Source organism: Marinomonas sp. TW1 (assembly GCF_001625355.1).
In the GTDB taxonomy this organism is placed as follows: Bacteria; Pseudomonadota; Gammaproteobacteria; order Pseudomonadales; family Marinomonadaceae; genus Marinomonas.
In genome coordinates this window covers 93389-116768 of record NZ_JSEE01000006.1, presented here as the reverse complement: position 1 = coordinate 116768, position 23380 = coordinate 93389, and the positions used below count along the sequence as shown (strand labels likewise).

Here is a 23380-nt window from a genome sequence, read left to right as displayed (position 1 = left end):
TTGCATTGGCCATTTAAAATAACGTTAAACAAGCAATTCAGCCTACTTTTACTCGTGGTCATTGTGCTGTTTATTGCAGTTGGCTATGTGCTGCAAAAAAAGCTTGAAGAAACCCAAAGTATTCTGCACGAACTGTCTAATAACACGCTTCCCTCTATGGCCAATGCCAGCGAAACAGCCATTTTATCGACGGAACTGTTTTTAGCGATTGAGCAACTCACCCAAGCTAATAACCCAGCCGCTCGTCGCATTGCTCAGCAAGAAGTCCAGATCAAAATAAATGAAAGCGCAGATCAAGCGTATAAAGCGAGAAACAACCCCACAGAAGCCCTGCAGCTAAAAAGTCTTCAAGAAGAAGTCAGCCAACTAACACAATTTATTGATCGCAAACTCAACTTAGCTGAACAAATTGCGAACACGTTAGACCATTTAATTCACTTTCAGAGTAATGCCAACCAACATTTACTGCCCAGCCACTACAAAAGTGAGGCGCTTATTCTGTGGCAACTTAACGTTAGTAAAAGCATTGGTCTAGCCTATCAAAGTGCCCATTTGGAACGTCTTAATGAACTGTCTTTACTCGAGAAAAAGGCCAATACCTTATTAGAAACCTTGGACACCTACGCCAAGCAATCGCCACCAAAATTGCAATTATTTTTACAGCAATACAATGATCAATTACGCCTTACCCTAGTCTCAGAACAGGGCTTAATTAGTCTCCAAAAAAGTTACCTGAAAATTGCAGGTCGTACCCGCGGCCGAGAACATTTTATCCGCAAATTGGTCGAGGACTACACCAATGTAAATGATCAATTAGCCTTTAACGAAACTGCTAATGTAAAACAAGAAGTGTTGGATTTAACGAAAGATATCGAAAAACAAAAGAACTGGCTGATTACCGCGTTACTCATCTTTGCCACTATGATCGGCGCGATATTAATGCACTATCGAAGAGTCATTTCTCGACTCAAACGATTGACTAACAAGCTTGAAGACATGGCAACACCAAAGATTGGTCACAATGCTCAAGCTGATGAAATAGACGAGTTGTTCGAAGCATTTGAGCATTTCTCTACCACTATCAAAGATCAAACTCATCGCTTAGAAACGCTATCATTAACCGACAGCTTGACGAAAATTGCCAATCGCCGCGCTTTTGACCAAAAGCTGAAAATCGACCTAGCTACGAACCAGACAACACAAGATAGCCTGTCCATCTTGCTCATCGATATCGATTATTTTAAACAATATAACGATACCTATGGCCACCTTAAAGGCGATGTGGCGTTACAAAAAGTGGCCAGCGTCATACAAGAAACCCTAGGCAATCATGGTCTGGTTGCACGCTACGGTGGCGAAGAATTCGTTGCTATTTTACCGAGCCACGATATTGAAGCGGCTAAAGAAAGAGCACAACAAACCATACAAGCCATCGCCGCAGCCAACATTGAACATAAGAAAAGCCAAGTAGCTGACCATCTGAGTATTAGCCTTGGTCTGGTTACCCAGTCGCAAGGACAAACGGACAATTCAGACACACTAATGAAACAGGCGGATCAAGCCCTTTATCAATCCAAAGCACAAGGACGTAATCAGGCAACACATTACAATGAGTTAAACTAATGCGCTGCGGTTTGACGACGAATCGCTTTCAGTAATAAGACTAAAATCAGCAAAGACAAAGCGCCTAACACCGCCCCGGTGAAACCAACACTTGGTAACCCCATCAAAAAGATAGCCTGACCACCAATTAAAGCACCCGCGCCAATACCCAAATTTATGATGCCCGAATACAGTGACATAATGATGTCCGCCGCACTGCTATCAATTCTAAGCACCCTGATTTGCATGCTTAGTCCGATGATCATCATCGCTGCCCCCCAGCATAAAATAGCTAATATTAACCAAGTAGAATGCTGTACCGTAAAAAACAAACTCAACATACAAAAGGCAACGACAATACTGCTGATCACCAGCATGAGAGTGTTCGCTCGATCACCTAATTGACTAAATAGAATACTGCCAAAAATACCTGAAACACCAAAAAGTAAAAGAATCAGCGTCGTAAAATGCTCACTCACCAAACCTATCTGCTGAAGAAAAGGCTCAATGTAACTATATGCTGTGTAGTGTGCTGAAAAAATCACAAAGATAAATGCATACATTCCTAACAGAATGCGATTCTTTAAAATTTCAGGGACTTTGCTCAAAGAACCGGAAAACAAACTTGGCAACTTTGGCAGCATACTAAACAAAACCACAGCCACCACGATCGCAATCGCAGTAATCACGGCAAAGGTCATCCGCCATCCCAACAATTGCCCGATGATGCGTCCCACAGGCACACCTAGTACCATGGCCAAGCCGGTTCCGGTGGCTAACACACTGAGCGCAAAGGTTTCCTTCCCTGGTGGCGCAACACGAATCGCAATCGATGCGGTGATGGACCAAAAGATCGCATGCGCAAAAGCAATACCAATCCGACTGACCAGCAAAGCACTGTAGTTCCATGCAAATACGGTTAGCAAATGACTGACAATAAAGAGCACAAAGAGACTTAACAATAAGGTTTTACGCTCAAAGTTGCGTGTGAGCAGCATCATGGGCAAAGACATGACCGCAACGATCCAAGCGTAAATCGTCAGCATCCAACCCACTTGAGCAGGTGCGATGGCGAAACTATCGGCAATGTCTGACAATAGGCCCACGGGCACAAATTCCGTGGTATTAAAGATAAACGCACTGAAGCCCAGAATAAAGACACGTACATATTGGACACGGCGGGAAACCGTTTCCTCTAGAGGGGGAATCGTAGTCATATTAATGTATGAAAAAACCTATCGAGACGTAAGTGCAAATGAGGCGCTCATTGTCCATTTTTTCAGCAACAATGAAACCGATAAAATATGAATTTTTATGGCATTTTTTAATTCAATCCAGCCCACCATCAAGCCCTTCTTAATAAGTCGTTTTTTAAGCGCTATTTAAGAGGACTTTCGATCTGCCATTAATGACCAGAAAGCTTCCACCATCGGGTTTTTAAGATTTTTTTGTAGCGTAAACAAACCAATATCATAAGGCTCTAATTCTGGCTGAACTGGCCAGATTTTCACCCTATCTTGCAGAGGACTGTTGTCCAACACAATTTTCGGCACCACACCAATGCCGAACCCCAAACTGACCATGCTCACAATGGCCTCGTTCCCTGCGACTTGAGCATAAATTTTAGGGCTAATATTTTGCAGATAAAACCAATCATCAATGCGATTACGAGATACGCCCGCTTCGGACAAAATCATCGGCACGTTTGCCCATGCTTCTGCAGAATCTGGTGGGGTCATAGGGACACTTGGCAAATGCTGCTCATTTGGTGCAATAAACACCAAAGGAGAAAAGCTAATGCCTTTAAAGGCTAAACTACGAGGCATATTGTTAGGTCGAGCAGCGATGGTTAAATCTTCTTTGCCATCCAGAATACGAGCAATGGCCTCATCCGGATCGCCAGTATGAAGTTTAATCTCGATGCCTGGATGCACTTGACGAAAGCGATTCAGCAATTCAAACAAAAAGCTGTAACTGGCCGTTACCGAACAATAAATACTGATCTCTCCATGCAATTGATCGGAATTGTCTAATAGTTCATGGCGAATCAAGCGCCACTGACTGCTCGCCTCTCGGGCATACATCAAAAACTTTTTCCCTTCTTGCGTGAGCGTCACAGTGCGATTATCTCGCGCAAATAAAGCAACGCCCACCTCGTCCTCAAGCTGACGAATATTTCGAGATAAAGCAGATATACTGATATGACACTCTTCGCTGGCTCGTCCAAAATGCAGGCTTTCAGCCAACGCTAAAAAGTGTTTAATGGCTTTAATATTCAATCTAACTCACACATTCATAGATGATTAAACCACCATCATACCGTCACGTTGCAAAAAATGGGATACTGTATTGCAAATATATCAATTTACGAAAAGATATCGATCCATTAAAGTCACTGCCATCGGTTACTAATTTTTTCAGCTTGGTAACAAACATTTCATATCTGTGTGTCTTCATCACGGATACCAACACAACAATTTAGGAAAGGCTTATCATGGCTAACTATTTCAATACCTTGCCGCTACGCGAGCAATTAGAACAACTAGGCAAATGTCGTTTCATGGACAGCTCTGAGTTTGCTGACGGCGTCGATGCGCTTAAAGGCAAAAAAATGGTTGTTATTGGTTGTGGTGCTCAAGGTCTAAACCAAGGCTTGAACCTACGTGATTCAGGTTTAGACGTGTCTTACGCTTTGCGTCCAGAAGCGATTGCTCAAAAACGTCAGTCTTGGAAAAATGCCACTGAAAACGGTTTCGTTGTGGGCACTTACGAAGATTTGATCCCAACAGCAGATGTGGTTTTGAACCTTACTCCTGATAAACAACACACGCCTGTTGTGAAAGCGGTTATGCCTCTTATGAAGCAAGGCGCTTGCCTATCTTACTCTCACGGTTTCAACATCGTAGAAGAAGGCATGCAAATCCGTGAAGATCTAACGGTCATCATGGTTGCCCCTAAGTGCCCAGGTTCTGAAGTTCGCGCTGAATACGTTCGTGGTTTTGGTGTTCCAACACTGATCGCTGTTCACGAAGACAACGACCCTAAAGGTGAAGGTCTTGCCCTAGCAAAAGCTTACGCGGTTGGTACTGGCGGTCATAAAGCAGGCGTTCTTATGTCTTCTTTCATCGCGGAAGTAAAATCTGACCTTATGGGTGAGCAAACTATCCTTTGTGGTATGTTACAAACAGGTTCTATCCTTTGCTTCGACAAAATGGTTGAAGAAGGCATCGACGCAGGTTACGCCTCTAAATTGATCCAATTTGGTTGGGAAACGATTACAGAAGCCTTGAAATACGGCGGCGTGACCAACATGCTAGATCGTCTTTCTAACCCAGCTAAGATCAAAGCATTCGATCTTTCTGAAGAGCTTAAAGTGATCATGCGTCCTCTATACAACAAGCACCAAGACGACATCATCGACGGTACTTTCTCTCGCGTGATGATGGAAGACTGGGCGAACGATGACAAAAACCTTCTAGGGTGGCGTGCAGAAACGGCTGAAACCAACTTCGAAAAAACACCTGCTGGCGATGTTGAAATCTCTGAGCAAGAGTTCTTCGACAATGGCATCTTGATGGTGGCTATGGTGAAAGCGGGTGTTGAGCTTGCGTTTGAAACCATGACGGCTGCTGGCATCATTGCAGAGTCTGCTTACTACGAATCTCTACATGAAACACCACTTATCGCGAACACCATTGCTCGTAAGAAACTTTACGAAATGAACGCGACAATCTCTGATACGGCTGAATACGGTTGTTACCTATACAACCACGCTTGCCTACCGCTACTAGGCGACTTCATGAAAGACATCAAAACCGACGTTATCGGTAAAGGTCTTTCTGTAGAAGACAACGGCGTTGACAACGCACGCTTGATCGAAGTAAACGAAGCGCTTCGCAGCCACCCAGTGGAAGCAATTGGTTCTGTTCTTCGCGGCCATATGGCGGATATGAAGAAAATCGTTTAATACCACGATTATTGCGTTAATAGCTCGTAACTTCGTGCTTTAACCTCAAGAAGCCGAGATTGTTTGTATAAAATAATCTCGGCTTTTTTATTTTTCGCTTTCTTTGTATAGGTAAAATCCCATGGATAAGACAACTCGCTTAGGCTCTATTCAATTAGAAAAGGCAACCGTGAACTTTGATGATCGCTTCACGCTAAGCGAGATTGATTGGACCATTGAGCAAAATCAACATTGGGTGATTACTGGCACCAATGGCTCAGGTAAGTCTGCCCTTGCGGCTGTGCTTGCTGGTGTGGGTGACATTGAAAACGGCACGATCTCGAATCTACCAACCAAGGTTGGCTTGGTATCGTTTGAAGCCCAAGCGGAACTGATTGCCAAAGAATTGAAAAAAGACGATGCCGACATAATGGATGTCATCGCCATCGGCACACCGGTTGAAGAAATGATCTTCGACCATTGCCAAGACCCAGAACTGGCTAAAACCTTAGTGGATAAATTTGGTCTAACGCCCCTGCTCGACCGTGCATTCCGTAAACTGTCTACGGGCGAAACCCGCAAAGTTATGCTGATTCGCGCTTTGTCTAGCAAGCCCGATTTATTGATTTTAGACGAGCCATTCGACGGTTTAGACGTGGACACCCTTGCCATGTTGCAAGCACATTTAGCATCCATCATAGACACCACCCCCATGGTGTTGGTATTAAACCGCTTTGATGAAATGCCTGACTTCATTACTCATATTGCCTATGTTGATCATGGACGTTTGGCACTGACAGTAGACAAAAACGACGAAAATGCCTTCAACGAGCTTTACCAACTATTGCATTTGAAAACGACTGACCTAAGTGTGCCAGAGGCCGATCCCGCCAACACACTGCCAGCGCTCGACCCAAGCCAGCCGTTGGTCAAACTCAACCAAGCGACCATCAAATACGGCGAGACTGTGATTGTTGATAAACTGGATTGGACCATTGAAAAAGGACAACATTGGCAACTTAGTGGCCCGAACGGCAGCGGCAAAACGGGTGTGCTGTCTCTTATTACCGGTGATCATCCACAGTGTTATGTAAATGATATTTTCGTCTTCGGTTTTCAACGAGGTAACGGTGAAAGCATCTGGCAGATCAAGCAGTTTATCGGCTATGTTTCTACCGCTTTGCAATGGGAATACCGCGTCAGCACCAGTTGCCGTAACGTCATTATTTCTGGCTTTTACGACAGCATCGGCATGTACACCAAGTCGTCCGACAAGCAAAAGAAAATCGCCGACCAATGGCTTACTTTATTAGGCATGAATGATCGAGCAGATCAACCGTTTAACAAGCTGTCCTACGGCGACCAACGTTTGCTACTCATCGCTCGCGCCATGGTCAAACACCCGCCATTATTGATATTAGACGAACCCTGCCTGGGTTTGGACGACATGAACCGTCAACTGGTCCTGGCGTTAATTGAAAAAATCTGCCAAGGCTCAGAAACCACCGTACTGTACGTCAACCATCATACGGAAGACCGAATTAACGGCATAGAGAACTACTTGGGGTTGAAGAAGAACTAGGTTCACAGCTTCCAAAAACGAAAAAGCCAACTCAAGGAGTTGGCTTTTTCAATAATGGAAGCGATTTAAGGAAGATAAATGCCCACATTGCTGTAGCCTTTACCAAGCAGATAAGAGGCATGGATTCGGCTCATTACGCCTTTACCACAGTAGAATAAGTGAGTCGTATCCGCTGGCATGTCAGCCCATCCTGACTCTAATGCAAAGAAAGGAATGGCTTTAACAGGACGTCCACTGACTTTTAATGGCCTTCTTTCTGCCTCATCAGGATGACGAATGTCTATGATGACTTCATCACCAACTGGCATGCGTACCACAGGCACTTCACCTTGGTACTGTTTCTCCACATCGTCCATCACATTTTGAATCGACATCACTCTCGCATCTTCCACCGCCTTTTCTAGTACAGCAAAATCAAACTTGCCTTCTTCACGCTCAATACGATGCATTTTGGCTCGCGTGGTCGGCTTAACTGAAATCACACCGCAAAACTCTGGCATGCTAGCGGCAAACGGCGCAGTACCAATCTCGATTGCTTTATTTATGATTTCTTGCTTGTTAGACGTGATAAGAGGACGAATCACTAACTCATCTGTCACTTGATCGATGACTTTTAAATTAATGAGCGTTTGACTGGAAACCTGCGCAACACTTTCACCGGTTACCAAAGCTTTAGCACCAACCCCCGCCATGACTTCTGACGCCGCTCGTAGCATCATACGTTTCAACACCACACCCATTTCAGAGTTATCAACCTTGGTCAGAATCTCACCAACAACGGCTTCAAATGGAATGGTAATGAACTTAACATTTAACGAGGATCCGTATTTTTCCCAAATGTAATTCGAGACTTGTTTTACACCAATTTCATGGGCATCACCGCCAAGGTTGAAAAAGCAAAAATGCGTTTTAAGCCCGCGACTCATTGTCAGATAAGAACTCACGGTTGAATCAAAACCGCCAGAAATTAACGATAAAACAGAATCCTGCGACCCTAATGGGTAACCGCCTAGGCCTTCAACGCGTTGCTCAATCATCCAGACTCGATTATCACGAATATCAATTGGCACTAACACATCTGGATCTTTTAAGCGCACACCCAAGGCACCACTTTTGGCTTTTAGACACCCACCAATATAACGCTCAGCTTCAACAGAAGAAAAATCATGCTTACCAACACGTTTTACTCTCACGGCAAACACGGCGTCTTTTAGATCTGCCGCATAAGAAGATAACGCCTCATCGACAATGTTATCTAAAGTCGTTAGAGGAAACTCTCTGACAAACTGAAAATGAGCAATACCAGCGACACGAGAAAGCGCATCCGTAAAATCCTCACGCAACTCATCACGAGTAGACAATACTTCGATGAAGTCCCAGTTTCCTGCGACCACCACCTCCGAGTCATATTTCTTTAACACCAACTTGAGATTATGTCTCAACTGTTTGATGAATGCTTTTCTGACAGGACGACTTTTGATGGTAATTTCAGGGAAGAACTTAACGATAAATTTCATAGAGCTTGCGGGTAAAATACCAAGTGGTTAAAAAGAGAGCGCATTATAAAGAAAAGGACAGGGATACGAAAACTTTATATTTGCACCAAAAAGCAACACCGATCATTTTTATGGTCAATATTGGTGCATTATGATCATATCGCGCCCTTTAAGGGGTCACCATTCTGTGCACAAAAAATAAACTACACCTCTATCCATATGTTTTTTATAGTTTTTTTTATTCGCACAAACTTCTGGCACAGCTTGTGCTTTATATTGGGGAAATCGTGCTTTGCATTGAAGCACTATCAAACGAAAAGCTATTTTGCTTTAACAACGACTGGAGAATAACTATGTCAGACAAGACCCTTGCCTTGATTGCCGAGCATGACGCGAAGTGGGTTGACCTTCGTTTTACTGATTTTAAAGGTAAAGAACAGCACGTTTCGATTCCGGCTGTTACTGTTGATGAAGAGTTCTTTGAAAATGGCCAAATGTTTGATGGTTCTTCCATCGCTGGCTGGAAAGGCATTAACGAATCAGACATGATCATGATGCCACAAGATGATACTGCAATCATCGATCCTTTCACTGAAGAGCCTACGATTATTGTTCGTTGTAACATCATCGAGCCTTCTACTATGCAAGGTTATGACCGTGACCCACGTTCTGTTGCATTGCGTGCTGAAGAGTTCCTAAAATCAACAGGCCTTGGCGACACCGCTTTCTTCGGTCCTGAGCCAGAGTTCTTCGTATTTGATGACGTTCGCTGGAAAGCTGACATGTCTGGTTGTTCTGTCGAAATCAATGCAGAAGAAGCCGCTTGGGCGTCTAACTCTAAAATCGAAGGCGGTAACATGGGCCACCGCCCTACCGTTAAAGGCGGTTACTTCCCAGTACCACCAGTAGATTCTCATCACGACCTACGTGCTGCAATGTGTGGTGCGATGGAGACAATGGGACTAGAGATCGAAGTTCACCACCATGAAGTAGCAACCGCTGGTCAAAACGAAATCGGTGTTAAATTTAACACTATGGTTAAGAAAGCCGATGAAGTTCAGATTCTTAAGTACTGCACGCACAACGTCGCTCACGCTTACGGTAAAACAGCGACTTTCATGCCAAAACCAATCGTTGGCGATAACGGTTCTGGCATGCACGTTCACCAATCTTTCTGGAAAGATGGCGTAAACCAATTTGCTGGTGACCAATACGCAGGCTTGTCTGAAATGGCGCTGTACTACATCGGCGGTATCATCAAGCACGCGAAAGCATTGAACGCATTTACGAATGCTTCAACCAACTCTTACAAGCGTCTTGTTCCTGGTTTCGAAGCACCAGTTATGTTGGCTTACTCTGCACGTAACCGTTCTGCTTCTATCCGTATTCCATACGTTGCAAGCCCTAAAGGTAAGCGTATTGAAGCTCGTTTCCCTGATCCAACCGCTAACCCATACTTAGCTTTCGCTGCTATGTTGATGGCTGGCCTTGACGGTATCAAAAACAAAATCCACCCTGGCGATGCAGCTGACAAAGATCTTTACGACTTGCCAGCAGAAGAAGCTTTGGCTATTCCACAAGTTGCGGGTAGCCTAGAAGAAGCGCTTAAGTGCCTAGACGAAGACCGTGAGTTCTTAACTCAAGGTGGCGTATTCTCTGATGATATGATCGATGCTTACATTGACCTGAAAACAGAAGAAGCATTGCGCGTTTCTATGACAACTCACCCTGTAGAATTCGACCTTTACTACAGCGTTTAATTCGCCATAACTGCTGAATTTAAAAGCCCCGACACAGATCGGGGCTTTTTTTTGCACTAGAAAATTCCACCCTCTTTAAATGCACTATAATTGTGCAAACATCCCAGACATGAAAAATAAAAGACTTGATAAATAAGCGGTTTTGGATTGCCCAATGTTGGTTCGTTTTTTGCAGTTAGATTAAGGTCAGAAAAGAGGCGATGAGTGTGTACAGTTTATTAATAGATCATTTATCCACAGCCGTGGTTGAATTAAACAGTAAGTTAGGGATTGAGTACCTTAATCCAGCCGCCGAAATGCTATTAGCGGTCAGTCGTCGTCGCATCTATGGAAATGACTTAAGTGCCGCCTTTCGTGAAGGTGAAGAAAGTATTGAAGCCTTAATGTCAGCCATCGAATCCGGCCACCCTTTCACTAAACGCGAAGCCGAAATTGAATGCAGCAACGGTAAAAAATTATTTTGTGACTACACGGTCACCCCAGTAATGGGCTCTTCCAATTCTACCGAAAGCCTAATTATTGAACTTTACCCAAGAGACAGAATGAAGCGCATCTCGAAAGAAGATGAGATCATTGCCAATCACGAGACCAGTAAAGAATTAGTACGAGGCTTAGCTCACGAAATCAAAAACCCATTAGGTGGCATCCGCGGTGCGGCGCAATTGATCAGTCGAGCCTTCACAGATGAAGCCTTAAAAGATTACACCCAAGTCATTATCGAGGAATCAGACCGATTACGAGACTTGGTCGATCGCTTACTTGGACCACGCCAACTGCCCAAGAATAAAGAGCTCAATATTCACAAAGTCATTGAGCGCGTTAGACAATTGATTTCCGTTGAAACCGACAATCAAATTAAACTTATTCGAGACTATGATCCGAGCATTCCTGATCTAGTCGGCGATGAATCTCAGTTAATACAAGCCTTACTGAACATTACTCGAAATGCCATGCAAGCCTTAATGGCTGATGACAGCAATCACAACAAAACCATTCAAATCGTGACGCGCACCTTACGCCAATTCACTATCGGCTCAAAACGTCACCGTTTAGTCTGCAAAATCAGCATCATTGATAATGGCCCAGGCATTCCAGACAACATCTTAAACACCTTATTTTACCCCATGGTCAGTGGCCGCGCCGACGGCACAGGACTAGGTCTATCCATCGCCCAGTCAGTGATCCACCAACATCATGGCATTGTGGAATGCAACAGCGAACCACAACACACAGAATTCAACATATTAATACCCATTGAGACGACAGTCCAAGAGCAGGAGAAACACTTATGACAACTGAAGAAACCGTATGGATTGTTGATGATGACCGCTCCATTCGCTGGGTTTTAGAGAAAACACTAGAACAAGAAGGCATTCAATGTCGTCTGTTTGATTCTGCTGAAAACCTAGTACACATGATTGACAAAGAGCAGCCCAACGCCATCATCAGTGACATTCGTATGCCAGGAATGGACGGTTTAAAACTGCTTGAAAAACTGCAAAGTGACTACCCTTATTTGCCTGTCATCATTATGACGGCACACTCAGACTTGGAAAGTGCTGTAGCCTCTTACCAAGGCGGTGCCTTTGAATATTTACCGAAGCCGTTTGACGTAGAAGAAGCGGTTAGCTTAGTTAAACGCGCCATGCTCCACCATAAAAACGCCATGCCCAGCACAGAGGACATGGAAGAAGAAGTCGAACAACAAGTCGATAAAGAAATCATTGGTGAAGCCCCTGCGATGCAGGAAGTCTTTCGTGCTATTGGCCGTTTAGCGAATTCCAACATTACCGTACTGATTAACGGTGAATCCGGTACGGGTAAAGAATTGGTCGCCCAAGCTTTGCATACCCACAGCCCAAGAGCCGCCAACCCTTTTATCGCGTTAAATATGGCCGCCATCCCACATGATTTGATTGAATCAGAACTGTTTGGTCATGAAAAAGGGGCATTTACCGGAGCAAACACACAACGACGCGGTCGCTTTGAACAAGCCAATGGCGGCACATTATTTCTAGATGAGATCGGTGACATGCCGGCTGAAACGCAAACTCGCTTATTGCGTGTTCTAGCCGATGGCGAGTTTTATCGTGTCGGCGGCCATACGCCGGTTAAAGTGGATGTGCGTATCATTGCCGCCACACACCAAGACCTCGAAACCTTGGTACAGAAAGGCTCCTTCCGTGAGGATTTGTTCCACCGTTTAAATGTCATCCGCGTCCACTTGCCTAAACTGGCTGAGCGTCGTGAAGACATTCCAAAGTTAGCTCGTCACTTCCTAAGTCGCGCTGCCGAAGAACTGTCAGTTGAACCGAAACAGCTCACAAAAGAAACGGAAAACTATCTTACTCAGCTAGACTGGCCTGGCAATGTTCGCCAATTGGAAAACACTTGCCGCTGGTTGATTGTCATGGCATCGGGTCGTGAAGTTTTGGTCGAAGATTTACCGCCAGAACTGTTAACCGCAGTTCCGAATGAACAACCCTTCTCTTCTTGGGAAGAAGCGTTGAAAAATTGGGTAGACAACACCTTGGCCACAGGCCAAAAAGGCATCCTTGATCAAGCCGTACCAAAATTCGAACGCATTATGATCGAAACAGCACTTGCTCATACTGGTGGCCGCCGCCGTGACGCATCGTTGTTGCTTGGCTGGGGGCGCAATACCCTGACTCGTAAAATCAAAGAACTCAACATAGATCATGCAGAACAAGATGACGAGTAACTCACTCTAAACCAACAAACAAGGCCAGTTACGTCAGGGTGACTGGCCTCTTCTTATCTTCAAGCCAATTTAAACTTGCTTTTCCAGCCACAATCCCATACTAATTAAGGATAAGCTTTGTACACTAAAAATAGGGAAAACTTATATGTATCCAACACTTCAGTCAATGGGCGTCACCAGTATTCAAGACATTGAAAAATTCACTCTACGCTATGAAGCAGGCCATGACGTTTTAAAAATCTATTACCGTCGAGAAAAAGGCTCTTTGTTACCTAAGAGTAAAAAATTCAAGTTTGGTCGCTCAACAAAAACAGTATTAGCTGATGGTGGTCAACAAACCTACCGCCAGGTACAAGAGCCTTCTCTTATTGTCCTAAGAGCCATGGAAGAGCTAGAACAAATCGTTGGTAAACAGCACGAAAGCAAAGCCTCTAAAGATGATCTCATCAAAGAACTAGAACATCTTGAAAAAGTCGTTAACAGCAAAATTAACGAAATCAAAGAAAAAATTGATGCTATGTCATAAGGCTCCACTTGAGTCTTAACTGCCCATTGGCTGAGGCACTAAGCCCAGCCAATACTGGCTCATATCAGTCATTCTCGCTACAATTCACTTCCTTTCTCCAACGTTTGTTACTGGTCTATCATGAAACTCATAACCTCCACGACTGAACTTGCCAACATCCTTCAACAAGGTGGTGTGGTTGCTTATCCTACTGAAGCGGTTTGGGGGCTAGGATGCGATCCATTTAATCAAGCGGCAGTGCAGCGAATCTTAACGTTAAAATCTCGACCAGAAGCCAAGGGCTTAATTCTCATTGCTGGCGAACCTTCTCAGCTACAACCTTGGATGAATACCTTGTCAGAAGAGGCCACACAACGCTTAATCAGCACAACACAACGTCCAACCTCATGGGTAGTCCCAGACACTCAAATCACACCAAGTTGGGTACGCGGTGAGCACCAGAGCGTTGCAATCAGACTGACACAACACCAGCCAGTACAAAGGCTTTGCCATGCATTTGGTGGTGTCATGGTATCCACCTCCGCCAATCCAGCAGGACTTGAACCAGCCATGACATCAGCAGAGGTTAATCATTACTTTGGCGATCAGATCGATGCTATTTACCAAGCACCGCTAGGACAAGCCGACCAACCCTCTCAAGTTAAAGACATAATGACAGGTGAGTTATTTAGAGCGTGAGAAGACTGCTTGATAATTCTGTTGAAAACTCAAACAGTTATTCACATCCATAAAAAAACGACGCCTTGTGCATAACAAGACGTCGTTTTTATTGACACTTATTGAACTCAGTGACCGCCTAAATAAGCTTCTCTTACTTCAGGGTTCACTAACAACTCATCACCGGTTCCAGACATACGAATCTCACCATTCACCATCACATAACCACGATCAGCCAGCTTCAGAGCATGGTTAGCATTCTGCTCCACTAGGAAAATGGTCATGCCAGTACTGGCAACGTCTTTCAGAATCTCGAAGATTTGTTTCACAATAATGGGCGCCAAACCAAGGCTAGGCTCATCCAGCAGCAGCAGCTTTGGACGACTCATCAAGGCTCGGGCAATCGCTAACATTTGCTGCTCACCACCAGACATAGTAGAGGCGCGTTGATTACGACGCTCTTCCAAACGTGGAAATAAGTCAAACATCTTCCGCATGTCTTCTTCCGCATGGTCCATGCCAATAGGAATGGTACCCATGAGCAGATTTTCTTCCACCGTCATCCCAGGGAAGATTCGACGACCTTCTGGCGATTGTGCCAAACCATGCGAAGCCACATAGTGTGACGACTTTTTGGAGATGTCTTCGCCGCGATAAATAATCTCACCAGACGAAATCCTTGGCTGACCAAATATCGACATCAGCAAAGTCGATTTACCCGCCCCGTTCGCTCCAATTAGCGTAACGATTTCCCCTTCGTTTACTGACAAAGAAACTTTCTTCAGAGCTTGAATTGGACCGTAATGAACATCAACCTCTTTAAATTCCATCAAGCTGCTCATAACGTCACCTCTTCACCTTCTTCTGCTCCCAAGTAAGCCGCGATGACTTTTGGATTCGACTTAATATCCTCAGGACCACCTTTTGCAATCACTTCGCCATGATCCAGTACCACAATGTAATCTGAAATATTCATGACCATGCCCATGTCATGCTCAATCAACAATACCGTGGTATTGTGTTGGTCACGCAAAACACGAATCATCTTAGTTAAGGCTTCTGTCTCAGAAGGGTTAAGGCCCGCTGCAGGCTCATCCAAACAAACGATTTCTGGATTGGTACACATGGCACGCGCAATCTCCAAACGACGTTGCTGACCATAGGAAAGCTCTCCAGCCAAGCGATTGGCAAAATCTTTCAGGTCCACTACGCCAAGCCAATAAAAAGCGCGCTCCAGCGCCTCTTCTTCTGACTTTTTATAGGCTTTCGTATTTAAAATACCCGCGATCAAACTGCGATTGGCACGCATGTGTTGCGCCACCAACAGGTTCTCAACCACCGACATTTCTTTAAACAAACGTATGTTCTGGAAAGTACGCGACAAACCAGCACGATTGACCAAGTGCGAACCACCAAACATCTTGTATTTAAGACGCTTCGCAAAAGCGATAGGATTCACAAAGTCACTCGCTTGGAACGGTTCCCCCAAGACTTGAATCACACTGGTGGTTTTACCACAAGCCTCCAACATAATGTTGCCGCCAGTGGCTTTATAGAAACCAGTCAGACAGTTAAAGACCGTGGTTTTACCAGCACCATTTGGACCAATTAATGCTGACACCGAACCACGTTTAATTTCAAAATTCACGTCATTCAACGCTTTAATGCCGCCAAAATGCATGACCAGATTGTCTACTTTTAAGATACTGTCTTGGCTCATTTTACATTCCCCTCACGCTGCTCTACACCAGTACGAGTCATACGCACTAGACCACGAGGTTTCCAAATCATCATTAATACCATCAACATACCGAAAGCAAGCACACGATAGTCAGCAAACTCCCTCAATAATTCAGGCGCAACGGTTAGAACAAAGGCGGCAATCACCACACCCAAGGTCGACCCCATGCCACCTAATACCACAATGGCCAAAATCAATGCCGATTCAAAGAAAGTAAAGGAAGAAGGGTTAACAAAGCCCTGATAAGTGGCAAAGAATACCCCAGCCAAACCACCCGTTGACGCACCGATCATAAAAGCAGACAGTTTCACCAACACATGATTTAACCCCAATGAACGACATGCTATTTCATCTTCACGCAAGGCTTCCCAAGCACGACCAATGGGCATTTTGGTGAGGCGTTTTTTCACGTACAGAACCCCTAACACCACCAACAACAACACCAAATAAATAAAGATATATTTATAAGCAGAGCTGTAAGGGATACCAAAGAATTCATGGAAAGGCACATGACCTTCACTAGCGCGACGCTTAAACTCCATACCAAAAAAGGTTGGCAAAGGCGCGTTCATACCATTAGGGCCTTGCGTCAGTTCCGTCCAGTTGGTTAATACCAAACGAATGATTTCACCAAAGCCCAGAGTAACAATCGCCAAGTAGTCACCATGCATACGCAACACAGGAAAGCCGAGTATGGCCCCAAATATGGCCGCAATAATGGCGGCAATAGGCAGCATAGACCAAAAGCCTAGTCCTAGATGCTCATAGCCCAACGCCAATCCATAGGCACCAATGGCATAAAACCCCACAAAACCCAAATCCAATAGCCCAGCAAGACCAACCACTATGTTCAAGCCAAGACCCAATAAGACATAAATCAGTCCTAAAATCACCACGGTTAAAATATACTTCGAAGCAATAAAGGGCACGAGCAAAGCAATGACAATGGTCAGAGGAATAATCCAACGTAATTTGGATTTATGACCAGGCAGCAACACGTGCACACCTTCATCTTTTGAACTGTGTTTGTATAAGAAGGCAGCGCCTTTTGATGTTTGAAAAAAGACGGATGCCGCCAAACGCCCGGCCATCACTGTCAATACAATCCACATCAGACGTTCTGGTTCTGCATTAAAGTCATAACCATCCAACACAATACCGACAATGGGACCAAAGACGATGAGCGCCAGTAACCCTGCAATAACGGCATCTATTACACTTTTTTTGTAATTAATACTTACCACGGCTTGGCTCATTACACCTTCTCCACTTCAGGTTTACCCAACAGGCCACTTGGACGGAAGATCAAGATAATGACCAGCAAAGAGAAAGAGAAAACGTCTTTATAATCTGAGCTAATCAAGCCAGCAAACAAGGCTTCAGATAGGCCGAGAATGATGCCGCCTAACATAGCGCCAGGCAACGAACCAATGCCACCTAACACGGCAGCGGTAAAGGCTTTAATACCAATAATAAAACCTACATAGAAATCAAAACCACCATAATCAAGCGTGACCAATACCCCTGCTAAGGCGGCCATAGTGGCACCAATAACAAACACAGTGGAAATAATCTTATCGGTGTCGATGCCCAAAATAGACGCCATTTTCGGGTCTTGTTGAGTCGCACGACACATACGACCTAATTTGGTTTTCTGGATGATGTAGGTCAGTACGCCCATACCAATAAAGGAAGCACACAAAATAAACAGCTTCATATAGGTCAGCTGAACAAAGCCATCCCCCACATCAAAACGAATCGCACCAGACAATAATGTTGGTACCCCTTGCTGTTTTGCACCTTGACTGATTTGCACATAGTTCTGCAATATCAGCGACATACCGATGGCTGAAATTAAAATAGAAAGACGACTAGAACCTCGCAAAGGACGATAAGCCACTCGCTCGATCACCCAGCCATAAACGCCAGTCACAAAAATCGTAAAAATGAGTGTACCTAGGATAACAACAGGAAAAGACTCAATACCAAAAAAAGAAAGCAATGCTATCGCAATTGCCGTTACATAAGCGGACACCATGTACACATCGCCGTGGGCGAAGTTGATCATACCAATGATCCCATAAACCATGGTGTACCCAATCGCAATAAGCCCATACACGGAGCCAAGGGAAAGCCCGTTAACCAGTTGCTGGAGAATGATATCCATCAAAAACCTCTTGGGAACATAAACAGAAAGGCACATGGGCCAGCGATGTTCAGCCAGCCCATGATTTTTAGAGAGTAGTAAATTACATGTCAAGCATGCTGTATTCACCTTTGTCATCCCACTCGTACATCACGTAGTCAGACACTAGCAAGTCACCTTTTTCGTCATATGATTTTGTACCCATAACTGTGTCGACCTTATTAGCATGTAGCCAGTCAGACGCTTTCACAGGATCTAGGTTCGTTGCTTTAAGCGATTCTGCAACCACTTGCATCGCAGCATAGGAGTACATCACATAACCTTCAGGCTCAATTCCAGCATCTCGAAATTGTTTAACGACTTCAGTACCAGCGGCATAAGAGGTTGGATCCGCACCAAAGGTCATCAAGACACCATCGACATACTTAGGCGAACCTGCAACTGAGACAAATTCTTTAGATGTAATGCCATCACCTGACATAAATGTTGCAGTCAGACCTTGTTCACGCATTTGTCGAACAAGAGGACCAGCTTCAGAGTGCAAGCCACCGAAATATACTACGTCAGCATCAACTGAACGGATTTTCGTCACTAGGGCGTTAAAGTCTTTTTCACCACGAGTCAGACCTTCATACAGCACTTCTTTCACGCCATATGCATTCAAAGTCGATTTCATGGCATCGGCCAAACCTTTACCGTAGGTGTCTTTGTCATGAATAACCGCGACATTTTTTGCCCCTAGGGTATCCACAATATAACTCGCTGCAACATCGCCTTGTTGGTCATCACGACCACACACACGGAAAACATTTGGCAAGCCTCTGTCTGTCAACCCAGGAGCAGTTGATGCTGGTGTAACCATAAGAACGCCCGCTTCTTCGTAGATGTTAGATGCAGGAATAGAAGAAGAAGAACAGAAATGACCAACAACCGCCACAGCTTCGTCAGAATCCACCAAGCGGTTAGCAACTGAAACGGCTTGTTTAGGCTCACAAGCATCGTCTGCTTTTACCAATTTGATCATTTCACCATCGATGCCACCCGCATCGTTTATCGCTTTTGCGGCCGCGGAGGCCCCAGTCCATAGCTGAGCACCAAATGCTGCATAAGCCCCTGTATGAGGACCCGCAACGCCGATGACCACGTCCGCATGCGCCAGTGTTACTGAACCTGCGACAGCAAGAGATACCAATGTTTTTCTAATTACCGCATTTGACATAAGAAAAGCCTCTACTCGTTTTGTGTTTTATCGTTATTATCCAAAAGCAAGAAGCGTTCCAATCAATACCAGACCCTAATTTTTGTATTGATAAAGGAAACTGCCATGCAATTATTCAAGAAATGTGCACTAGAATAAAGCTACACATTAATGTTTGTTTAAAGTTTGGTCAATAGTGGTGCACTGTTATTTTCAACAAATGGAAAATAATTCACCACACAGAAACACAGGGCAAGATGAATCCACTGGAAAAATACAAATAAATGGAATTTATGACTGGCGACAAAAAGCCTTCGTGCCGTGTCATAACATAGCAAGAAGACGAATAAGGAAGACTGTTGGACACTGTATTTAAAAAATATCAATACAGCCTTTATAACTTAGTACAAAGCGCGTAGAAAAAATTGCAAAAAAATATGTTTTTTCTATCAAAAAAGTCTGGTGACTTATTTTTTCGCTGTACCAGAAGGCGTTGGTAATGCAAGTAACTCTGAAAGAGCCACTAAGTGCACCCCATCTTGCTGCAAATTAACCAACCTATGCTGCAAATAGGACATAGTTTCTGGATATGGATGACCAATGGCCAAAGCACTGCCATGGCGACGAGCCAGTTTTAATAAGCGAGAAAATTGTCGATCGATGGCTTTTTCCGTGCGAATATTATCCAAAAAAACATCTCGACGAACGGTTTTCAAGCCATATTCTTGTGCCGTTTTCTCAGCCACGCTATCTGGGCTGGTTAAACTGTCAATAAAAAACAAGGCACGTTCTTTTAACACTTCCATCACCCATTTCATGGATTCTGGTTTCGTCGTCAACAAACTGCCCATGTGATTATTCGCACCTTGAATACCAGGAAGACCTTCAAGGTCTTTAATCAGCACGGCTTTTAATTCTTGCTCTGACATCTTGGCGTAGAGTCCGCCAGGCCCAAGCTTTAGCTCTCTTTGATTTTCCATCGGTGCGTGCAACAACGTCGTACGCAATTGTGCTTGCGCTCGTGTCGCGGTTTGATGGGCGTAAGGCGTCTCAGGCAAAATAGCTAAAGCCACCTCGATAGGAAGAGCCAAAGACGCTTCCATACCGCGACGGTTGTATCCTAAATCATCGATTAGAATGGCAATCTTGGGTGGTTTAGGATGCTCATCCACAAACTTTTTTGTGGCCATCAAGTCTATCTTATCAAGCGACACCTTATCAGGTTCGGTCAGTGCAGGTGTCGACAACACATTTGGTACGGATTCAGGAGCGAGTAAAATAGGCGCAATGATCGGCTGCCAGGTGTGCTCTGAATCAATCATAGGGTACGTCTTTTCAAGGCTTTTGGACTCAGGCATGACAGATATAACGGGACCAAGCCATTCTGGTTTTTCCGGCATTGTTTGTTCTGGTAACGCTAAATACTCACTTAAATCGAAAACCGCTTCGGTTTTAGGAGGCTGCTCCAAAGTGACATAATTATCTGCCGCCCAAGCCGATGACATGAAAAGCGTATTACTAAAGAGACAAAATATAAGCAAAGACGCCAGTTTCGCACCGGCGTCCATTAAACATGTTTTCACAGAGTACATCACAATTATTGAATGAGTTTAGGGAGCGTCTTTAACAGAGTGACTGCTTGGAATAATTGAAAATCTGTTTTAGCCAGTTCACCAAGGCCTGTTTCCACATCCGCACTGGTTCGCTCCTCGCCCCCAGTACCATTACCAAGATGGCCTTTTAATTCAGCCTCTTTGACAAAAAATTGCCCTTCATCAAAACTTAAATTGGCTTGCGGGACCACTAAATCAGGCTGGATACCTTGCGCCTGAATAGAACGACCGTTTGGCGTGTAATACAATGCCGTGGTTAACTTAACGGCGTCGCCATTGGACAGAGGCACAACCGTCTGAACAGACCCTTTGCCGAAGGTTTCCGTCCCTAAAATTACCGCTCGATGATGATCTTGCAAAGCACCAGCAACAATCTCTGAGGCTGAAGCCGAACCTTCGTTGACCAACACGACCAAAGGCACTTTCTCAAGTAAAGTCGTGCGGCGGCTGGCCACAAACTGACTTTTAGACATTTCATGACGTCCATCGGTATAAACGATCATGCCAGAATTGATAAACGCATCCACGACAGCAACCGCACTTTGTAACACGCCGCCAGGATTATTGCGCAAATCCAATACGACACCTTGAATGTCTTTCTCTGCGTTTAATTCTTTGATGGCGTGATTAAACTCGTCAGCGGTATCACTTTGAAACTGACTGATACGGAAATACGCGATTTCGCCTTCCAGCCATTTATAAGAAACACTGGCATCTTCTACCAAACGTCGCGTCAATTCAAACTGTTGAATCTCGCCATTACGTTCAATGTCTAGACTGACCTCAGTGCCAACCTCCCCTCGCATCAAGGTAATGATATCCTGCATCCCTAAATCCGTAATCAACGTCTTATTAATACGCACGATCACATCACCTGGTATAATTCCGGCTTCAGATGCGGCGGAACCATCAATTGGTGTAACAACAGTAAGACCTTTGTCTTTCATCTCCACTTCAACACCAATGCCAGCATAATTGCCTGACGTCAGTTCATTAAATTCGACTAACTCCGTTTTCGTAAAATACTCAGAATGGGGATCCAGCCCTGCAGCCATGCCTTTTAACGCCTTATGAAGAATCTCTTCATCTGACATCACCTCAACGTAACCTTCGCGAATGGTTTCGAATGTTTCAACAAAGGATTGAATTTCCGCTGTGGGTAAAACAGAGTTTTGGTTCGCGTCAGCAGCAAAAGCAACCGGCGTAACACTCGCCAACAAACATACCGACATGCCATAACGCAGAAAATTAACCATACTCGTTCCTATAAACTGTTCTTTAACCTGACACCCAAGAGAGTGGGTTCAGCGGCGCCCCATTGTGTCGTATCGCAAAAAATAAGGCGCTATCAGGGCGACCACCTGTACTGCCAGCCATGGCTACAATATCATTAGCGCCAACCCATTCGCCAACTTCTTTTAGTAAACTTTGATTATAACCATACATAGACATGTAGCCGTCACCATGATCCAAAATCAGCAAAAAACCAAAACCACGCATCCAATCCGCAAACACCACTCGACCTTGTGAAATCGCTCGCACAGGTTCGCCCTCTTGAGCTTTTAGAGTGACACCACCCAAATCGATACCGCCACTCGAAGGCAGTTTTGCCATACGCTTTAATGGATTAACCAGCTGACCACGAAGCGAAGCAAAGGGAATTTCAGGGTCGGGGATCTGAATATCGGCTAACGCTTCTTCCAATTGCTGTAACAAAGCCTGTAGATTTTGCTGGTCTTGCTTCAACTGCTTAGCCCTTTGACCTCCTTTGGCGAGATCACTGTCCAGCTTAGCCAATAAGGTACGTCGCTGAGATTGCTGAGAAAGTAAGCTTTTGCGTTGTGCTTTCAGCTCCACTTCTTCTCGTGCTTGTTGAGCACGATGACTGCGAATGCTTTTTTCGACCAAATTGAGATCATTCACTTCGGTAATAAAACCATTAATCAATGACTGGCGAGCGTTCGAAAAGTAGCGGTTATACTGCACCAATCGCTGTGCATCTTCTGAGTTGTCACCGTTTAAAAAGAGTTTAATACTTTCTTCTTTACCTGAACGATAAACCGCCCTTAATTGGGCGGCTATTTGATCGTTCTGTTGCTGGATGCTTAATTGCAGAGACCGTTGTTGAATCCTCAACTCACTCAGCTGCTGTTCGCCTTTTTTTAGACTGTCTTGAATACTTTGGATCTTCTTCAATAGCTCTTGAATGTCTTTCTCTTTTCCTTCAAGTTGCTTTTCCACATCCGAACGTTCAGATTTGATTTCTTTCAGCCAGGTATTGAGCTTCTTCAAATCCTTTTGCAAGGCTTGAATCTGCTGCTTCGCTTCCTCTGGCGTCTGCGGTTCTCCTGCTGCCAAGCTCACGCTTGGTAGCAGAAAAAAGCACAATAG

The 23380-nt window shown here is 44.6% G+C and carries 19 protein-coding genes; 8 read left to right on the top strand and 11 right to left on the bottom strand.

Annotation, left to right across the window (positions count from 1 at the left end; genetic code table 11):
- Positions 1–1623: a GGDEF domain-containing protein gene (locus OA79_RS07005; protein ID WP_063332516.1), complete on the top strand. Its 1623-nt coding sequence runs from the start codon at positions 1–3 to the stop codon at positions 1621–1623.
- Here the strand turns inward: OA79_RS07005 and OA79_RS07000 are convergent.
- Both OA79_RS07000 and ilvY read right to left on the bottom strand, forming a co-directional pair.
- Positions 1620–2819, bottom strand: coding sequence for a sugar transporter (locus tag OA79_RS07000; RefSeq protein ID WP_063332515.1), 1200 nt, complete (start codon positions 2817–2819; stop codon positions 1620–1622). The two genes, OA79_RS07005 and OA79_RS07000, sit on opposite strands and share 4 nt — an antisense overlap.
- A gap of 165 nt (positions 2820–2984) precedes the next feature.
- Positions 2985–3881, bottom strand: coding sequence for an HTH-type transcriptional activator IlvY (gene ilvY / locus OA79_RS06995; RefSeq protein WP_063332514.1), 897 nt, complete (start codon positions 3879–3881; stop codon positions 2985–2987).
- A gap of 215 nt (positions 3882–4096) precedes the next feature.
- On the opposite strand from ilvY, the gene ilvC reads away from it, so the two are divergent.
- A complete protein-coding gene (gene ilvC / locus OA79_RS06990) occupies positions 4097–5569 on the top strand; it encodes a ketol-acid reductoisomerase (protein WP_063332513.1) in 1473 nt (490 codons plus the stop codon).
- A 121-nt stretch (positions 5570–5690) separates the two neighbouring features.
- Entirely contained in the window at positions 5691–7130 is a 1440-nt protein-coding gene (gene modF, locus OA79_RS06985; RefSeq protein WP_063332512.1) for a molybdate ABC transporter ATP-binding protein ModF, read from the top strand.
- A gap of 65 nt (positions 7131–7195) precedes the next feature.
- Here modF and thiI read toward each other — a convergent pair whose 3' ends face one another.
- Positions 7196–8647: a tRNA uracil 4-sulfurtransferase ThiI gene (thiI, locus tag OA79_RS06980; RefSeq protein WP_063332511.1), complete on the bottom strand. Its 1452-nt coding sequence runs from the start codon at positions 8645–8647 to the stop codon at positions 7196–7198.
- Between the two features lie 332 nt (positions 8648–8979).
- Between thiI and glnA the strand changes: the two genes are divergently transcribed.
- The 5 genes from glnA to OA79_RS06955 all read left to right on the top strand — a co-directional run bounded on the left by glnA (position 8980) and on the right by OA79_RS06955 (position 14312).
- Positions 8980–10386 (top strand): glutamate--ammonia ligase, encoded by a 1407-nt coding sequence (gene glnA / locus OA79_RS06975; RefSeq protein ID WP_063332510.1) that lies wholly within the window; start codon positions 8980–8982, stop codon positions 10384–10386.
- A 206-nt stretch (positions 10387–10592) separates the two neighbouring features.
- A complete protein-coding gene (gene glnL / locus OA79_RS06970; protein ID WP_156486226.1) occupies positions 10593–11678 on the top strand; it encodes a nitrogen regulation protein NR(II) in 1086 nt (361 codons plus the stop codon).
- A complete protein-coding gene (ntrC, locus tag OA79_RS06965) occupies positions 11675–13108 on the top strand; it encodes a nitrogen regulation protein NR(I) (RefSeq protein ID WP_063332508.1) in 1434 nt (477 codons plus the stop codon). The genes glnL and ntrC overlap by 4 nt, the downstream gene beginning before the upstream one ends.
- A gap of 145 nt (positions 13109–13253) precedes the next feature.
- Positions 13254–13634 carry a DUF3461 family protein gene (locus OA79_RS06960; RefSeq protein WP_063332507.1) on the top strand — a complete coding sequence of 127 codons (381 nt, stop codon included), beginning with the start codon at positions 13254–13256 and terminating at the stop codon, positions 13632–13634.
- Between the two features lie 120 nt (positions 13635–13754).
- Complete coding sequence (locus OA79_RS06955) at positions 13755–14312, top strand: L-threonylcarbamoyladenylate synthase (RefSeq protein WP_063332506.1); 558 nt, start codon at positions 13755–13757, stop codon at positions 14310–14312.
- Between the two features lie 107 nt (positions 14313–14419).
- Here the strand turns inward: OA79_RS06955 and OA79_RS06950 are convergent, their stop codons facing one another.
- The 8 genes from OA79_RS06950 to OA79_RS06915 all read right to left on the bottom strand — a co-directional run bounded on the left by OA79_RS06950 (position 14420) and on the right by OA79_RS06915 (position 23353).
- Entirely contained in the window at positions 14420–15133 is a 714-nt protein-coding gene (locus OA79_RS06950) for an ABC transporter ATP-binding protein (protein WP_063332505.1), read from the bottom strand.
- Positions 15130–16011, bottom strand: a complete 882-nt coding sequence (locus OA79_RS06945) for an ABC transporter ATP-binding protein (protein WP_063332504.1) — start codon at positions 16009–16011, stop codon at positions 15130–15132. The genes OA79_RS06950 and OA79_RS06945 overlap by 4 nt, the downstream gene beginning before the upstream one ends.
- Positions 16008–17288, bottom strand: coding sequence for a high-affinity branched-chain amino acid ABC transporter permease LivM (livM, locus tag OA79_RS06940; RefSeq protein WP_063332503.1), 1281 nt, complete (start codon positions 17286–17288; stop codon positions 16008–16010). Before livM ends, OA79_RS06945 begins: the two co-directional genes overlap by 4 nt.
- Entirely contained in the window at positions 17288–18199 is a 912-nt protein-coding gene (locus OA79_RS06935; RefSeq protein ID WP_063332502.1) for an ABC transporter permease subunit, read from the bottom strand. Before OA79_RS06935 ends, livM begins: the two co-directional genes overlap by 1 nt.
- A gap of 82 nt (positions 18200–18281) precedes the next feature.
- Positions 18282–19397, bottom strand: coding sequence for a branched-chain amino acid ABC transporter substrate-binding protein (locus OA79_RS06930; RefSeq protein ID WP_063332501.1), 1116 nt, complete (start codon positions 19395–19397; stop codon positions 18282–18284).
- A gap of 446 nt (positions 19398–19843) precedes the next feature.
- Positions 19844–20968: a divergent polysaccharide deacetylase family protein gene (locus tag OA79_RS06925; RefSeq protein ID WP_063332500.1), complete on the bottom strand. Its 1125-nt coding sequence runs from the start codon at positions 20966–20968 to the stop codon at positions 19844–19846.
- A 5-nt stretch (positions 20969–20973) separates the two neighbouring features.
- Positions 20974–22245: a S41 family peptidase gene (locus OA79_RS06920; protein WP_063332499.1), complete on the bottom strand. Its 1272-nt coding sequence runs from the start codon at positions 22243–22245 to the stop codon at positions 20974–20976.
- Between the two features lie 22 nt (positions 22246–22267).
- The gene (locus tag OA79_RS06915) at positions 22268–23353 is read right to left on the bottom strand and encodes a murein hydrolase activator EnvC family protein (RefSeq protein ID WP_231908828.1); all 1086 of its coding nucleotides are present in this window, start codon (positions 23351–23353) and stop codon (positions 22268–22270) included.
- Positions 23354–23380: the final 27 nt, after the last annotated feature.

Bases quoted from the DNA above. Each gene is read 5' to 3' on its own strand.
- OA79_RS07000 (WP_063332515.1), bottom strand. From the start codon at position 2,819: ATGACTACGATTCCCCCTCTAGAGGAAACGGTTTCCCGCCGTGTCCAA.
- ilvC (WP_063332513.1), top strand. From the start codon at position 4,097: ATGGCTAACTATTTCAATACCTTGCCGCTACGCGAGCAATTAGAACAA.
- modF (WP_063332512.1), top strand. From the start codon at position 5,691: ATGGATAAGACAACTCGCTTAGGCTCTATTCAATTAGAAAAGGCAACC.
- thiI (WP_063332511.1), bottom strand. From the start codon at position 8,647: ATGAAATTTATCGTTAAGTTCTTCCCTGAAATTACCATCAAAAGTCGT.
- glnA (WP_063332510.1), top strand. From the start codon at position 8,980: ATGTCAGACAAGACCCTTGCCTTGATTGCCGAGCATGACGCGAAGTGG.
- ntrC (WP_063332508.1), top strand. From the start codon at position 11,675: ATGACAACTGAAGAAACCGTATGGATTGTTGATGATGACCGCTCCATT.
- OA79_RS06960 (WP_063332507.1), top strand. From the start codon at position 13,254: ATGTATCCAACACTTCAGTCAATGGGCGTCACCAGTATTCAAGACATT.
- OA79_RS06955 (WP_063332506.1), top strand. From the start codon at position 13,755: ATGAAACTCATAACCTCCACGACTGAACTTGCCAACATCCTTCAACAA.
- OA79_RS06950 (WP_063332505.1), bottom strand. From the start codon at position 15,133: ATGAGCAGCTTGATGGAATTTAAAGAGGTTGATGTTCATTACGGTCCA.
- OA79_RS06945 (WP_063332504.1), bottom strand. From the start codon at position 16,011: ATGAGCCAAGACAGTATCTTAAAAGTAGACAATCTGGTCATGCATTTT.
- livM (WP_063332503.1), bottom strand. From the start codon at position 17,288: ATGAGCCAAGCCGTGGTAAGTATTAATTACAAAAAAAGTGTAATAGAT.
- OA79_RS06935 (WP_063332502.1), bottom strand. From the start codon at position 18,199: ATGGATATCATTCTCCAGCAACTGGTTAACGGGCTTTCCCTTGGCTCC.
- OA79_RS06930 (WP_063332501.1), bottom strand. From the start codon at position 19,397: ATGTCAAATGCGGTAATTAGAAAAACATTGGTATCTCTTGCTGTCGCA.
- OA79_RS06925 (WP_063332500.1), bottom strand. From the start codon at position 20,968: ATGTACTCTGTGAAAACATGTTTAATGGACGCCGGTGCGAAACTGGCG.
- OA79_RS06920 (WP_063332499.1), bottom strand. From the start codon at position 22,245: ATGGTTAATTTTCTGCGTTATGGCATGTCGGTATGTTTGTTGGCGAGT.